Raw genomic sequence first — 16,123 nt, 5'->3', positions numbered from 1 at the left:
TATCTTTTATCCAATTGCCCGATAAGTTCTACTTTTTTATGGAAATGAGCTATAGAGAAAGGTTTATGTTACATGGGAAGTGATTTAAACCGCAAAAAAAGTCTTTCTTTGCAATGCACTTACTGCATTTGAAAGCAAACGAGTAGAAACCTTATAATTGAATAGAATGAAAAAGCTGTTATTATTTATCGCATGCTTGTTTTACGCACTCACCGGCAATGCCGAAAAACTTAGAGCAAATTATTATATTTATTATCAATATAAAATAAAAATGAAAAGTATAAAACTTATTATGGCTTTGTTGGCAGGTCTGCTTCTTACAAGCCTGACTGTATCTGCACAAGATGCAAACTTTTATATCTATCTGTGTCTGGGACAATCGAACATGGAAGGGAATGCCCGCTATGAGGCTCAGGACACATTGGTAAGTCCGCGTTTCCAAGTGTTGTCAGCTGTAGACAATAAAGAATTGGGCAGGGTAAAGGGTAAATGGTATCCGGCACGTGCTCCGCTGTGTCGTCAGCGTACGGGGTTGACTCCCGTAGACTACTTTGGGCGGAAAATGATAGAGAACCTTCCGGAAAATGTACGTGTGGGTGTGGTGCATGTAGCAGTGGGCGGCTGCAAGATAGAACTTTTCCAGAAAGACAAGCGCGGGGAATATATCAAGACAGCTCCGCAATGGATGTTGGGTATGCTCAAGGAGTACGATAACGACCCTTATGCCCGCTTGGTGGAGATGGCTAAAATAGCAAAGAAGGATGGCGTGATAAAAGGTATTTTGTTGCACCAGGGCGAATCGAATACGGGTGAAGAAGAATGGCCAGAAAAAGTAAAGGATGTATATGACAACTTGCTGGCTGATTTGGATTTGAAAGCTGAAGAAGTTCCTTTACTTGCCGGTGAGGTAGTGAATGCCGACCACGCAGGTACTTGTGCCGCCATGAATCCTATCATAGCAACCTTGCCGCAGGTGATAAAGAACTATGCCGTTGTTTCGTCAAAAGGCTTGAACTGTGCTGCCGACCATCTGCACTTTGATGCTGCCGGTTATCGCGTTTTGGGCCGCCGCTATGCTGCCGCCATGCTGAAGATGATGGGTAAGGAACTTCCCACCACAGAGGAAGTAATAAAGAATACTGTGGAAGCCTCATCGAATATGCACGGCTGCGATTTTCCACGTCTGGATAAGGAGAACCGTGCCTATTTCCGCATCTTTTCACCCGACGTAAAACGCTTGCAGGTGGATATTTGCGGCAAGAAGTATGATATGGATAAAGATGAACAGGGTTGGTGGACAGTGAAGACTGACCCGTTGGTAGTTGGTTTCCACTATTACTTCTTGTTGGTGGACGGTTTCTCGGTTATCGACCCCATGAGTTGTACTTACTTTGGCTGTAGCCGTATGGCAAGTGGGATAGAAGTGCCTGAGGGTAAAGAAGGCGATTATTACCGCCCACAGAATGTGCCCCACGGACAGGTGCGCACCTGTACTTACTATGCTGAAAGCCAGCAGCGTTTCCGTCGTTGCGTGGTCTATACTCCCGCCGAATATGAAAAAAATACAAAGAAACGCTATCCGGTGCTTTATCTGCAACACGGCATGGGCGAGGATGAAACCGGATGGAGCACACAGGGCTACATGTACAACATTCTCGATAACCAGATTGCCGAAGGTAAATGTGTGCCCATGATTGTGGTGATGGAAAGTGGCGATGTAGAAGTGGGATTCCGCCCGCGTCCCGGAAAGAATGTGAATGATGAACGTAACCTGTATGGTTCTTCTTTTGCCACTCTGATGATAAATGACCTTATCCCGATGGTGGACAAAACATTCCGTACTTATACTGACCGCGAACACCGTGCTATGGCGGGGCTGTCATGGGGCGGCAAGCAAACTTTCGACATTACTTTGACCAATCTTGATAAATTTTCGTATATTGGCAGTTTCAGTGGAGCTATCTTCGGACTGGATGTAAAGAATGCCTTCAATGGAGTGTTTGCTGATGCCGATATTTTCAACAAGAAAGTACATTACTTGTTCCTGGGCTGCGGAACGGAAGAAAATATGGGAACCGCACAACTTATTGAGGCTCTGCAAGGCATGAATATCCGTGTAGCTTCATATAAATCGCAGGGAACAGCCCACGAATGGCTTACCTGGCGCAGATGTCTGAATGAATTTATACCGAATTTATTTAAGAAGTAATATCTAATTTATGAAGAGACAAATTTTATTTTGGAGTATGATGTCATGGATGGTAAGTGTAGGCTTACCATCTTTTGCACAGACAGTGGAGGATTTCAAACCATCGGAAGTGAACCAACCGGGGAAGCTTTATCCTCAGGTCAATTCGGAGCGTAAGGTTCGTATACAAATTTCGGCACCCGAAGCAAAGGTAGTACAGCTCGATTTGGGTGGTGTGAAGTATGACCTTACCAAAGATGAAAAGGGTGTGTGGACAGGCGAGTCCGCTCCACAACAGGAGGGATTCCATTATTACCAGCTGAATGTGGATGGGGCATCTGTTCCCGACCCGGGCACAACTTATTTCTATGGAGCAGGTCGTTGGGGTAGTGGCATAGAGGTTCCGGCTCATGATGCCGATTTCTATGCCTTGAAAGATGTTCCTCACGGCTTGCTGAGTGAGATGAATTATTATTCCAATCTGACAAAAGCATGGAGACGTTGTTTTGTTTATACTCCGGCGGGATATGGGGATAATAAAGATAAACGTTACCCGGTGCTTTATCTGCAACATGGTAGTTTTGAGGACGAAACGGGATGGGGAAGACAAGGTAAGACCAATTTGATTCTGGACAATCTGATTGCCGCCGGGAAGGCAGTTCCTATGTTGGTGGTAATGGACAATGGATACGCTACGAAGCCCGGTGAAAAGTCACCTTTTGCTGCTTCTATTTTTGAAGAAGTGCTGATGAACGAAGTCATTCCGATGATTGATGCGAAGTTTCGTACCTTGTCCGGTCGTGAAGACCGCGCCATTGCAGGGTTGTCGATGGGAGCTAACCAAACTATGCATATTGCCATGAATAATCCCGGGCATTTTGCCTATTATGGTGGTTTCAGTGGTACGTCCAATTATCCGAGTACCGAACCGCTGGATGCAACTACTTTCCTTAATGGGAAGTTTAAAGATGCTAAGGCTGTAAACGCTCAGTTTAAGGTTTTCTTTCTGGGACTTGGTACGGCCGAACCGCATCCTTTCCCCGGAGTAGTGAAGGCTTTCCGGCAGATGATGGACAAACAGGGAATTAAATATGTGTATTATGAATCTCCCGATACGGCCCATGAATGGCTTACGTGGCGCAGAGCATTGAATGAGTTTGCTCCGCTTCTTTTTAAATAATTGTCAACTTTTTAATAAACTGAAAAATATGAAACTTGTTTTTGGATTTGTGTGTGCGTTGTTTTATTCATTAATGTCTTTCGGACAGACTACGCAATGGACTGATATCAACTATGCTAATGACAATCTGGAGGGACATAAACTCGACATTTATCTGCCCGATGGAGGACAGACTAAATATAAAGTGGTGGTCTTGATTTACGGTAGCGCCTGGTTTGCCAATAATATGAAGCAGATGGCTTTTCAGGCGATGGGGAAACCGTTGCTCGACGGGGGATTTGCGGTGGTTTCCATCAATCATCGTTCCAGTGGTGATGCAAAGTTTCCGGCACAGATTAATGATGTGAAAGCAGCTGTGCGCTTTATCCGTGCTCATGCTGATGAGTATCGGCTCGATACATCCTTTATCGGTATCACCGGATTTTCATCGGGCGGTCATCTGTCTTCACTGGCCGGCACTACTAATGGAGTCAAAATATATAAGGTAGGTGATACGGAGATGGATATTGAAGGAAATGTGGGTGATTGTACTTCCTTTAGCAGCCGGGTGGATGCAGTGGTGGATTGGTTCGGACCGATAGACATGACGCGCATGGAAAACTGTGCTACGACCAAAGGAGCAGATTCACCTGAGGCAGCCTTGATAGGAGGGACACCGAGCGAGTATATGGATGTGCTGGCTCTTTTGAATCCGATGACTTATATTGACGAAGGAGATCCTAAGTTTTTGGTGATTCATGGAGATGCCGATCAGGTAGTTCCCTGTTGTCAGAGCATTTTCTTCAAAGATGCTTTAAATGCAAAAGGACGATTGGAGGAGTTTATTTCTGTACCTCAGGGACAGCATGGCCCTATAACTTTCAATGAGCAGACTTTCAATAAAATGACGGAATTCTTTAGAAAGCAGGCTGCTATGGATAAATGATTTATTGTTGCTTCGAAACACACCTGCTAAAATAAGGTGTCTGATCCTCCATTTGCAGGATACTTGTATTTCATTTGCAGAACACTTGCATTGATCAAATAGAACACTTGTGTCCTGCAAATGTAACACTTGTGCCACATATACGCCCTGCCAGCGAGAAAAATCCTCCTCAAAAACAGTTTTATACCCTTTCTTAATGGGATTACCTGTTACTTTTGCAGTTAACATTAACATTCGAATAATTTTTTTGAAAAGTATAAAAGATGAACAACGAAAAGAAGGAAATTATCAAGAGCAATTGTCAGGACGGGAAGCGCAATAATATTCTGTTCCGTTATCACAGGAACGACGTGGGCACTGGGAAAGGCTCCCGTACTTTACCCGACAGGGAACATCGTGCCATAGCCGGCCTGTCAATGGGAGTTTTCCAGGCTTGATATTCAACTGATACTTCACATAATACAGATGTAGTTTTAACAATACTTGCAACTATGAAGATACTGTTTCATTTCACAATAACTCTGTTCGTTCTTAATCTGGTTGCCTGTAACCAGACTAAGAGCCCAGAGCCGATAAAACAATATACATTTATTGGCGGCAAGGAAGGAGATAAGATAGACACCACTTCCTTTGACTCTTTACAGCTAAGCGATCCCTTTATCCTGGCCGATGAAGAAACACAGATGTATTATCTGGTTGGAAGTGGCGGTAGTTTATGGAAAAGTACAAATATGAAAAAGTGGACAGGCCCCTATCAATACATTACTGTGGATACAACTTCCTGGATTGGAACCGCGCCAAGAATATGGGCTCCGGAGCTCCATAAATATAAAGGTAAATACTATTGTTTCGTTACCTTTACCAATCCCAAGATCATAGTAGACACTGTACCTGATAGATACAATGTACAACGCCGTGCCACCCATATCCTTACATCCGACAAAGCAGCAGGTCCTTACCATCCCATCAGCGACAAGAACTATCTGCCGGAGGACTGGTCTACACTCGACGGTACTTTCTGGGAAGAAGACGGAGTGCCCTATATGGTCTTTTGTCACGAATGGATGCAAACCGTAGACGGGATGATCGACTACGTTCAACTGACTCCGGAACTATCAGAATCAATAGGAACCTCTACCACCCTTTTCAGAGCATCCGATGCCCCATGGCCAAGAGAAATGAAATCGATAGGCGAGCTCACTATCGGCATGGCGCTGGGAGGCTATGTGGCAGATGGTCCGTTCTTGTTCCGGACGGGCACGGGGCGTTTAGGAATGTTGTGGTCCAGTTGGAGCAACAGCCGTTGTGCGCAAGGAGTGGCCTACTCCGAGTCGGGTAAACTTGCCGGTTCCTGGGTTCAGTGCAATGATCCTCTGATACCTAATAATTCAGGGCACGGTATGTTGTTCCGTACATTCGATGGAAAGTTGCTGATGTGCCTGCATCACCAAAGCCTCGACTCCGAAAACCCGGGTCCACGAAGACCCACACTGTTAGAAGTAGATATTTCAGGAGACGAAATTAAAATACTGGGGAAATATCATCCTTAGCAACCAAGAAATAAAAACATAATTTTATACCATGAAAACAACATTATTATGAAAAAGGTATTAGTAACCTGTGGTTTGTTATTCTCCCTATCGGGGTGGGGACAAACATTGCCGTATCAGAATCCCGAACTAAGTCCGGCAGAAAGAGCGAAGGATTTAGTGAAACGCTTGACTTTAGAAGAGAAAGCGCTCTTGATGTGTGATGATTCGGAAGCCATTCCACGCCTGGGAATAAAGAAATTCAATTGGTGGAGTGAAGCCCTTCACGGGGTAGCCAATCAGGGAAATGTAACCGTTTTCCCCGAACCGGTAGGAATGGCCGCTTCATTCAATGACAAACTGGTATTCGAAATCTTCAATGCAGTCTCCGATGAAATGCGTGCCAAACACAACGAACGCGTACGCAACGGACTGGAAGACGTCCGTTTCCACAGTCTCTCTGTCTGGACTCCCAACGTAAACATCTTCCGTGATCCCCGTTGGGGACGTGGTCAGGAAACTTACGGGGAAGATCCTTACCTGACTTCTCAAATGGGTATCGCAGTGGTAAAAGGATTACAGGGACCTGAAAATGAAAAGTATCGTAAATTGCTTGCATGTGCCAAGCATTATGCCGTACATAGTGGTCCGGAATGGAGCCGTCATACAGCCAATCTGAACAACGTCAGTCCCCGTGACCTATGGGAAACTTACCTGCCTGCGTTCAAGGCATTGGTACAAAAAGCCGATGTACGCGAAGTTATGTGCGCCTACCAGCGCCTGGACGATGATCCTTGTTGTGGAAACACCCGTCTGCTTCAACAAATACTCCGTGATGAATGGGGATTCAAATATCTCGTAGTCTCCGATTGTGGAGCCATTGCCGACTTCTGGACTTCCCACAAAAGTTCCTCCGATGCCGTACATGCAGCCGTCAAAGGAACCATGGCAGGTACAGATGTGGAATGTGGATACGGATACGCTTATCAGAAACTACCGGAAGCCGTATCCAGAGGATTGATAACAGAAGAAGAAGTGAACAAACATGTGCTCCGCCTGATGGAAGGACGCTTTGAACTCGGAGAAATGGATGACCCGTCATTAGTGAACTGGACAAAAATACCGATGTCGGTAGTCAACTGTAAGGCTCACAAAGATTTGTCACTGAATATGTCACGCCAGACAATGACACTCTTACAGAACAAGAACAATGTATTGCCTTTAAGTAAATCCATCCGCAAGATTGCGGTTATCGGTCCTAACGCTGATGACAAACCTATGCTGTGGGGCAACTACAACGGAACTCCGAATCAGACCATTACCATCTTGGACGGCTTCAAAAGTAAACTGAAAAAGAATCAGATCGTCTACATGAAAGGCTGTGACCTGGTGAATGACCAAACATTGGAATCCTATCTTGACCAATGCAGCATAGATGGGAAACCCGGCATAAAAGCTACATTCTGGAACAATCCAGAACGCCAGGGAGAGCCTGTCTCTTCGCTCCGTACCACCCAGCCTATCAACGTGACTACATACGGATTACATACTTTCGGCCCGGGAGTGAATCTTGAAAAGTTCTCAGCCAAATACGAAACCGTATTAATCCCGAAGGAATCAGGCGAAATTCTCCTCAATCTCGAAGGTTGCAGTTACTTTGAATTATTGGTAAACGGCAAGTCGATGACTAAACACCGCACTTGGAGAACCACCGATACCCGCACCATGCTACAAGTGGAGAAGGGGAAAGAATATAAGATAGAAATACTCTATGCACAAGTAGAAAACTGGGCTGCAAACCTGAAGTTCAACCTCGGAAAAGAATTCCCGATCAATTACAGTGAAAGCATTTCGAAACTTAAAGGCATAGATGTAGTGGTCTTCGTAGGTGGCATTTCGCCACAACTGGAAGGGGAAGAAATGCCTGTAAATATTCCCGGCTTCAAAGGGGGTGACCGTACAGATATAGAATTACCCGCCGTACAGCGAAACTTCCTGAAAGCTCTGAAAGATGCCGGAAAACAAGTAGTATTTGTCAATTGTTCCGGATCGTCTATGGCATTGCTGCCCGAAACGGAAAGTTGCGACGCTATTCTCCAGGCATGGTATGGAGGAGAACTGGGTGGATATGCTGTAGCCGATGTGCTGTTCGGTGATTATAACCCCTCCGGCAAGCTGCCCGTCACTTTCTACAAAAATACGAAACAACTTCCCGATTATGAGGATTACTCCATGAAAGGACGTACATACCGATATATGTCCGACCCTCTGTTCCCATTTGGATTCGGATTAAGTTACACGGATTTCGCCATAGGTACGGCCAGTTGCAACAAAACCCAACTCCGTACAGATGAGTCGCTGACCTTGACTGTACCGGTCTCCAACACAGGCAAACGGTCCGGAACTGAAATCGTACAGGTTTACATACGCAAAACAGATGATGCTGATGGACCATTAAAGTCCCTGAAAGCCTATGCACGTGTAGAACTCGCAACAGGAGCCCAACAGGATGTCAAGATAGAGTTGCCATCCGAATCATTCGAATGTTTCGATCCTTCTACAAATACCATGCGTGTGGCACCGGGTGAGTACGAGTTATTCTACGGAACAAGTTCCGCAGCCCGGGACCTACAATCTGTCAAAGTCACTTTACAATAAAAGGAAGTCGCCCTATTTCGGGGCTTCCTATCATTTTTATTTTATCTTTGTGTCCGGATGAAGAAATAGAAAGCCCGTACACATTAAAAACAGTCAACTTATGAAAAACAAAAGACTATTTTTATTATCCGCATTTCTGGTAATAATAGGTACATTAAAAGCTCAGAATCCCATTATTACGGATCAGTTCACTGCCGATCCCACCGCCAAAGTTTTTGAAGGCAAGATGTATGTCTATCCTTCACATGACATTCCAAGCCCCATCGAGCGTCTGAAAGAATGGTTTTGTATGGCAGATTACCATGTTTTCTCGTCAGACAATCTGGTAGACTGGACAGACCACGGAGTGATCCTAAGCCAGAAAAATGTACCTTGGGTGGCTCCTGACTCCTATTCCATGTGGGCCCCCGAATGTGTATACAAGAATGGGAAATATTATTTCTACTTCCCATCCACCCCTAAAGGCGAAGGCAAACGCGGTTTCAGCATTGGAGTTGCCATAGCCGACAAGCCTTACGGCCCTTTCACCCCGCAGGCCACTCCCATTGAAGGAGTCAACGGCATCGACCCTTGCGTGCTCATTGATAAAGACGGGCAAGCCTACATATACTGGTCAGGCCGCGGAATGTCAGTAGCAAAGTTGAAAGACAATATGCTTGAACTCGCCTCAGAACCCATGCAAATTCAAGGATTACCCGAAGGTTTCAAAGAAGGACCTTTCGCCTTTGAACGCAACGGAAAATATTACTTCACATTCCCCTGGGTAAAGGAAAAAACGGAAGTTCTGGCTTATGCGATGGGAAACAATCCCATGGGTCCCTTCGAGTTCAAGGGTATCATTATGGATGAATCACCAACCGATTGCTGGACCAATCACCACTCATTGGTGGAATACAAAGACCAGTGGTATCTGTTCTATCACCACAACGATTACTCCCCCGAATTCGATAAAAACAGATCGGCACGGGTCGACTCCTTATTCTTCAACGCGGACGGCACTATCCAAAAAGTAACCCCTACCCTGCGCGGAGTGGGCATAACAGACGCCCGGAAAGAAATTCAACTGGATCGCTACAGCCGGTTAAGCAATCAGGGAGCGACCATCGATTACCTGAACCAGGCAAACAAATTCGAAGGTTGGAAAACTTTATTGAGCAAAAACGGTGCATGGGTGCAGTACAACCGGGTGAACTTCGGAGATAGTACTCCCCGGAAAGTGAAAGCAAGAGTAACCTCGGACAACGGAGGAACACTGCAAATACGTATAAACGGAACAAACGGTCCGGTTATCTCAGAAATAAAAGTTCCCAAAACCGATAAATGGACGAATATTGAATCCTCGGTTCGTTCCGCTCAGACCGGTATCCACGATTTATACGTGTCTCTAAAAGGAAACGATAAAGTTGAAATCGACTGGATCAGTTTTCAATAACTAAATCTCCGGGCCGGATATGAAGTATACGAAGACAATAACGCTAATCACAACCCTGCTCTGCTTCCTGCAGGGGCAGGGTTTAGCACTTGCTCAGAATAATCCAAACCAATACAATTACCTTTATCTTACTATCCGGAACGGATTATGCGACAACTCCATCCGAACCATACACAAAGATCGCAACTCATTCATGTGGTTCGGAACCTCCAACGGGCTCGACCGTTACGATGGTTACGAACTGAAACACTACTCCACAGCTCCCAGGCAACCGTATCAGTTTATTGAAAGTAATTATATTAATGACATTGACGAAGACGACAACAACTATTTGTGGGTAGCTTCCGAAGCCGGCATCATGAGCATTGATCTCCTTCACGAAAATCTCAACTTCTATAAGGAATACTCCGGTAAAAATAATAATGTGCTTTACTCTCCCGTTCAGGCCCTGCTTGTCGACGATTTCAATAATCTCTGGGTGGGTAAAAGTGACGGACTCGCCTACATCATTCTGAACGAAGAAAGGCAGATAAAAGATATCCGGATATTGAAGAAAGACGTGAATATCAAAACCATTGTAAAACACGGTAGTGATATCTGGGCGGGAGGCGACAAGTGTTTATTGCATTTCACCCCTTCGGGCAAACAAGATTATAGCAATATACCCGTAGTTACAAACTTAGATACTTCTCAGTTAATCTTCAACCGCCTGTTTTCGTATGGTGACTATCTGTGGATCGGTACTCAAAGTGGTTTATACTGCTATAACACCCAGAATCAGTTCTGTATACTCTATCAGCATAACCCCAATGATCCTCACAGCATTTCCTCCAACTTCATCACGGATATTGATAAAAACTCATCAGGCGACATCATTATCGGAACCAGAAACGGAGTGAACATATACCAGCGAAATGATCAATTCGTTACTTTCAGCAGAGGCATACAAACCCGGTCCCTGAATGATAATATCATCAACCGGATATTTGTTGATAAGAATGATAATATCTGGGTAGGGACCGACTTCGGCGGAATTAATATCATGGCTCCGCAACGCATAACTTTCAATTATTCACTGCAAGGGTATGAGAAAGGAGTGCCCAACATCATCAGCACAGTGCTCGAAGACAAAGAAGGAAACATCCTGGCAGGAATTGTAGATGGCGGACTTGCTATTAAGAGGAAAGGTGCTGACTCCTTTTCGCTCTTCAAACACAGCCCGGGAGATCCGCGCTCACTGGCTCACAACAACATCTCGGATATCATTCAGGACCTGCACGGCAATTACTGGATATCAACAATAGGCGGAGGGCTGGATAAACTGGACAAAAATAATCTATCACATCCCGTATTCGAACATTACAACAGTTTGAATTCCTCCCTGACCTCCGATGACATCCATGACATAGCCTTGGACTCTGCCCGGAATGCATTGTGGATATGCAACGGCAGCCATATCAATACACTCGACTTCTCTACGGGAACCATCAACCGGCTAAAGTTCTACACACAGTCCAAAGAACCCGTTCATAACATGAATACAATCTTCATCGACTCACAGTCAAGATTATGGATTGGCGGAAACGGCGTGTATGTCATCGATCTGGAAAATTCCAGAAATACCTACGAATGTATATACTATCAGCACAAACTGGATGATCCCGAAAGCAAAATCAATGAAAAGATCACTTGTATATTCGAAACTAAAAAGGGGGAGATTTATCTGGGTAGCCTCGGAAATGGCATCTACCTGTTGGAAGACAACGGCAACAACGAAAAATATACATTCAAGAACTATGCCGTGCGCTGCGGTCTTTCGGACACCAGCATCTCGAACATTCTGGACGATGAGAACGGGAACCTGTGGATCAGTACCCTAAAAGGTGTTTACTTCTTCGATATCAACACAAAACGGGCCTTCAAATTCGATGAAGGAGACGGGTTGCAGGTGCCCCAGTTCTATAAAAGATCGGGCTGTAAGACCATCAATCACAATATGTTACTGGGAACTATCGATGGTTTCGTAACTTTCAGCCCGCTAGTAAACCTGCCCAAGCAAAAGCAGCGGACGATAACCCTCACCAGTGTTGTCTGTAACGGCAGCCAGCTGATACCTTATCTGAACAGCGATAATCTGCCTGTAAGTATCTCAACAACCAAGGAACTGCATTTATATCCACCGCAGAATTCCTTTGAAATCACATTCAGCTGCCTGGATTATATCGAACAGGAAAAGGTATTCTACTTCCATCGCATTCATGAACTGGAGGAGCACTGGAACACAGGATTGGTAAAGAGAAACGCCAAGTACACCAACCTACCACCGGGAAAATATACGCTGGAAATACGATGCACCAACCAAGACAACACATGGTCTACCAAGGCCACCTGTCTCAGCATTATTGTACATCCCCCATTCTATAAAACAGGATGGTTCTACTCACTTATCGCTATATTGATAATGTCCATTCTACTTTATATCATCTATTGGTATAATGCAAGGCAACAACATATCCAGAAACTTCTGAAAGAAAAGATAGAAATCATGTCCGAACAGATGGAGGCTATCAATAAAGAGAAGCTATCCTATTTCACCAACCTCGCACACGAGTTTAAGACACCCCTGACCCTGATACAAGGACCGGCAAGCCAGCTTGTCAGGCAAACTACCGATCCCAAAGAAAAAGAGGACTTACAGATTATCAACCGGAATGCTCAATACCTGCTTTCACTGGTCAACCAACTGATTGACTTACGCAAGATCGATACCCACAACTTAACGCTCAATTACTCTCAATTCAATTTCAGCAAGTTCCTGAACACAACAATAACTGACTTTTCCAGCCTGATGAAAGAACGAAATATCAGCTTTGAAAAGATATACCGCTTGAAGAGTGACCATATTTATTCTGATAAGGAAAACCTGCATAAGATACTGTTCAATCTACTATCCAACGCCATCAAGCATACTCCCGATAAAGGAAAAATCACATTGCGTGCCAACCAATTCACAGACAAGTCGAACAAGCTCATGCAGTTTATCTCCGTCACCAACAGTGGCAGCATAATAGCTCCTGACGAAATAGACAAAATATTCAACCGTTTCTACCGGATACCCGAACAAAACAAATATACGAACTACGGTCAGAGTAGTACGGGCATCGGACTTCACATCGTGAAAGAGCTTATCAACCTATTAGGCGGAACAATTAAAGTCAAGAGTTCGGGAAAAGAAGGTGTATCTTTCAGACTATATTTCCCCATTACACTGGCAGACGCAGCGGAGAATGAAATTCATGAGGAATATAAAGATCCCGTACCCGTTGAAGACAAAATCGAGCCATTCATTCCTATAGACAGGAACAAGCCGACTTTGTTATTGGTAGAAGATAATCCCGATATGCGTCATTATATCAAGAATATGCTGAAAGAAAAATACAATATCGCTGAAGCAAACAATGGCGAACAAGGCTATAAGACAGCCCAGAATATCGTGCCCGATTTTATTGTATCCGATCTGATGATGCCCGTATGCGATGGTTCCGACTTCTGCAAAAGACTGCGCGAGAACAAACTTTTAAGTCACATTCCTTTCCTGCTTCTCACGGCAAATTCGAGTGAGACTGCCCGGATAGAAAGCTATGAAAACGGAGTAGACGGATATATCACCAAGCCTTTCGAACAATCCGTATTATTAGCCCACATAGACTCCATCTTGAAGAACAGGGATTTGCGTCAGAAGAAATTCATGGAACAAGACTTGAATCCTATTCTGCTGGAAGTGGGGCAACCCGACCAGCAGTTCATGAACGAAGTTATGAATATTCTGGAAAAGAACTATGCTGATCCTCAATTCGGTGTAAAGGATCTGACAGACAAACTGAATATCAGCTACACGGTCATCTACAAGAAGTTCATTTCACTTACCGGGCTTCCGCCGGTACGTTTCATCCAACTGTACAGGTTACAGATTGCAAAGAAGATATTAGAGAACAGTACCAATAATGTCATTGTATCAGAAATAGCCTACCGGGTAGGATTTAATGATCCCAAATATTTTACCCGCTGCTTTGTAAAACAATATAAGCAAACACCAAGCTCATTCTCCAAGTAGTCTTAAAATTATGTTTATTTACGGTAAATTGCAAAAGGATTCATTTTATAACTTCCAGATTCCCTTCCGTAAATCCAACAGTTATATGCTCCACCTGAAAGAGATTTATCTCCCCCAACTCAACCTTCAGTTCTTTCAAGACTTCTACCAGCCCTTTCAATATATCCTCCCATGGGATTGCACTCGAAAGTTGCAATGCATCACAGTTCCTTAATCTTGGATCAAAATCCTCTTCGCATGCCCAGTCATCATCTTCTGCATCATACTGTTTGGCACCCGTCAACTCAAGCGTATAGCAACTCCCACCATCCTCTTCAACAGCTTCCCAAAGATTGAAGTTCAACGCAACGATATCATCCGGGATAGTCTCATACTCATCAATGGACAAAAGCCAGTGTTTTACAATAGCTTTTACTTTCTGTTCATCAAAAACTTCCATAGGAGTGCAGCAAGTCTGGAAATCCCGTTTGCTGTCATTATCTCTCGTTAAAGAGAATATTTTTTTAAAGATATTGCTCATTCTTAATCAGTTCAAAAGTGTATCTTCAATTATTTAATAACACCGTTGGCATTATTCCAAGCCTACAAAGATAATGACAAATCACAAATAAATTATATCTTCGTAGCCATATAAATAACTCTTTATTCAGAGAAAATGTTTTATTATTAAACAGAATAATCTAAAAAAGCGCACATCTACATTATTATTGAGAAGTCTATTCGCCATAACTTGCATAGTAAACACCTGTTTAGCTCCCGAACAAATGAGTGGGAAAAGTCATGGAATGGCTGATTAAGAAGATGTAACAAGAAAATAAAAAGCCGTCCTCTCCCCCGCAAAACGGAATGGAGAAAGACGGCTTCTATATAAATAGCTTGTAAAGCTACGCTGATTACTAACTGAAAGGAAAATACTACAGACCGAAAGCAGCCTTCACTTTATCCACATAATCCAGCTTTTCCCAAGTGAAGAGTTCTACTTCTACATCCTTATCACCTTCATAACGAGATTTAAAGTGCTTGGTAATTACTTGCGGTTCACGTCCCAAATGGCCGTAAGCTGCAGTTTCCTGATAAATCGGATTACGGAGTTTCAAACGATCTTCAATGGCTTTCGGACGAAGATCGAAAAGTTCATCAATCTTCTTTGCAATCTCACCATCACTCATCGTTACATGACCGCGTCCATAAGTATTGACGTAAATATTGATGGGACGTGCCACACCGATAGCATAAGATACCTGTACCAGCATCTCGTCGGCTACACCGGCAGCCACCAGATTCTTGGCAATGTGACGGGCAGCATAAGCAGCACTGCGGTCTACCTTACTGGGGTCTTTACCTGAGAAAGCGCCGCCACCATGAGCACCCTTACCACCATATGTATCTACAATAATCTTACGCCCTGTCAGACCGGTATCTCCATGAGGTCCGCCAATAACGAACTTTCCGGTAGGATTGACGTGATAAGTGATATGATCATTGAACAATGCCAAAACTTTCTCTGCATGAATGGAAGCTATGACACGTGGCATCAGGATATTAATGACATCCTGACGAATTGTGGCAAGCATTTCTTCATCCGCTTTCAACTGGGCAGTCTCGCTGCCGTCAGCCGGCTGAATGAAATCATCATGCTGAGTAGAAACTACAATCGTATCGATGCGTACGGGCGTGCCGTTATCATCGTATTCAATGGTTACCTGACTCTTAGAATCGGGACGGAGATAAGTCATTTCCTTACCTTCACGACGGATGTCGGCCAGCACTTGCAGAATGCGATGTGACAGGTCGAGAGAAAGAGGCATGTAATTTTCAGTCTCGTTAGTAGCATAACCAAACATCATACCCTGGTCGCCTGCACCCTGTTCCATAGGGTCCTGACGCTCTACGCCACGGTTAATGTCGGGACTTTGCTCATGAATGGCGGACAATACACCGCACGAGTTACTTTCGAACATGTACTCGCCTTTTGTATAGCCGATTTTCTGAATTACTTCGCGCGCAATGAGTTGTAAGTCAACGTACGCTTTGGTTTTCACTTCTCCAGCCAGTACTACCTGTCCGGTAGTTACCAGAGTTTCGCAAGCTACTTTC

The 16,123-nt window shown here is 44.3% G+C and carries 10 protein-coding genes; 8 read left to right on the top strand and 2 right to left on the bottom strand.

The window, feature by feature from the left end; all coding sequences use genetic code 11:
• Positions 1 to 271: 271 nt before the first annotated feature.
• The 8 genes from BWI44_RS16180 (at position 272) to BWI44_RS16145 (ending at position 14,026) form a co-directional block, all read left to right on the top strand.
• Positions 272 to 2,209: a sialate O-acetylesterase gene (locus BWI44_RS16180; protein WP_394368896.1), complete on the top strand. Its 1,938-nt coding sequence runs from the start codon at positions 272 to 274 to the stop codon at positions 2,207 to 2,209.
• Positions 2,210 to 2,219: 10 nt separating this feature from the next.
• Positions 2,220 to 3,368 carry an alpha/beta hydrolase gene (locus BWI44_RS16175; RefSeq protein WP_195208669.1) on the top strand — a complete coding sequence of 383 codons (1,149 nt, stop codon included), beginning with the start codon at positions 2,220 to 2,222 and terminating at the stop codon, positions 3,366 to 3,368.
• A 28-nt stretch (positions 3,369 to 3,396) separates the two neighbouring features.
• Positions 3,397 to 4,293: an alpha/beta hydrolase gene (locus tag BWI44_RS16170; RefSeq protein ID WP_195208668.1), complete on the top strand. Its 897-nt coding sequence runs from the start codon at positions 3,397 to 3,399 to the stop codon at positions 4,291 to 4,293.
• A 263-nt stretch (positions 4,294 to 4,556) separates the two neighbouring features.
• Positions 4,557 to 4,730: a hypothetical protein gene (locus BWI44_RS16165; RefSeq protein ID WP_195208667.1), complete on the top strand. Its 174-nt coding sequence runs from the start codon at positions 4,557 to 4,559 to the stop codon at positions 4,728 to 4,730.
• Between the two features lie 54 nt (positions 4,731 to 4,784).
• On the top strand, positions 4,785 to 5,843 hold the full coding sequence (locus tag BWI44_RS16160; protein WP_286815037.1) for a glycoside hydrolase family 43 protein: 1,059 nt from the start codon (positions 4,785 to 4,787) through the stop codon (positions 5,841 to 5,843).
• 48 nt (positions 5,844 to 5,891) lie between these two features.
• Positions 5,892 to 8,480 (top strand): xylan 1,4-beta-xylosidase, encoded by a 2,589-nt coding sequence (xyl3A, locus tag BWI44_RS16155; protein ID WP_195423179.1) that lies wholly within the window; start codon positions 5,892 to 5,894, stop codon positions 8,478 to 8,480.
• A 100-nt stretch (positions 8,481 to 8,580) separates the two neighbouring features.
• Positions 8,581 to 9,912: a family 43 glycosylhydrolase gene (locus BWI44_RS16150; RefSeq protein ID WP_286815034.1), complete on the top strand. Its 1,332-nt coding sequence runs from the start codon at positions 8,581 to 8,583 to the stop codon at positions 9,910 to 9,912.
• A 19-nt stretch (positions 9,913 to 9,931) separates the two neighbouring features.
• Positions 9,932 to 14,026 (top strand): hybrid sensor histidine kinase/response regulator transcription factor, encoded by a 4,095-nt coding sequence (locus BWI44_RS16145; RefSeq protein WP_286815031.1) that lies wholly within the window; start codon positions 9,932 to 9,934, stop codon positions 14,024 to 14,026.
• A gap of 40 nt (positions 14,027 to 14,066) precedes the next feature.
• Here the strand turns inward: BWI44_RS16145 and BWI44_RS16140 are convergent, their stop codons facing one another.
• Together BWI44_RS16140 and metK are read right to left on the bottom strand one after the other, a co-directional pair.
• Positions 14,067 to 14,546 (bottom strand): hypothetical protein, encoded by a 480-nt coding sequence (locus BWI44_RS16140; protein WP_278705540.1) that lies wholly within the window; start codon positions 14,544 to 14,546, stop codon positions 14,067 to 14,069.
• Positions 14,547 to 14,940: 394 nt separating this feature from the next.
• On the bottom strand, positions 14,941 to 16,123 hold a 1,183-nt coding region (metK, locus tag BWI44_RS16135; protein ID WP_286815028.1), incomplete at its 5' end, for a methionine adenosyltransferase.

It is taken from the genome of Bacteroides sp. Phil13, from assembly GCF_001940965.1.
GTDB lineage: Bacteria > Bacteroidota > Bacteroidia > Bacteroidales > Bacteroidaceae > Bacteroides > Bacteroides intestinalis.
This window is presented reverse-complemented; position numbering and strand designations above follow the sequence as displayed.

Coding starts and splice junctions, on each gene's coding strand:
- BWI44_RS16180 (WP_394368896.1), top strand. CDS start 272: ATGAAAAGTATAAAACTTATTATGGCTTTGTTGGCAGGTCTGCTTCTT.
- BWI44_RS16175 (WP_195208669.1), top strand. CDS start 2,220: ATGAAGAGACAAATTTTATTTTGGAGTATGATGTCATGGATGGTAAGT.
- BWI44_RS16170 (WP_195208668.1), top strand. CDS start 3,397: ATGAAACTTGTTTTTGGATTTGTGTGTGCGTTGTTTTATTCATTAATG.
- BWI44_RS16165 (WP_195208667.1), top strand. CDS start 4,557: ATGAACAACGAAAAGAAGGAAATTATCAAGAGCAATTGTCAGGACGGG.
- BWI44_RS16160 (WP_286815037.1), top strand. CDS start 4,785: ATGAAGATACTGTTTCATTTCACAATAACTCTGTTCGTTCTTAATCTG.
- xyl3A (WP_195423179.1), top strand. CDS start 5,892: ATGAAAAAGGTATTAGTAACCTGTGGTTTGTTATTCTCCCTATCGGGG.
- BWI44_RS16150 (WP_286815034.1), top strand. CDS start 8,581: ATGAAAAACAAAAGACTATTTTTATTATCCGCATTTCTGGTAATAATA.
- BWI44_RS16145 (WP_286815031.1), top strand. CDS start 9,932: ATGAAGTATACGAAGACAATAACGCTAATCACAACCCTGCTCTGCTTC.
- BWI44_RS16140 (WP_278705540.1), bottom strand. CDS start 14,546: ATGAGCAATATCTTTAAAAAAATATTCTCTTTAACGAGAGATAATGAC.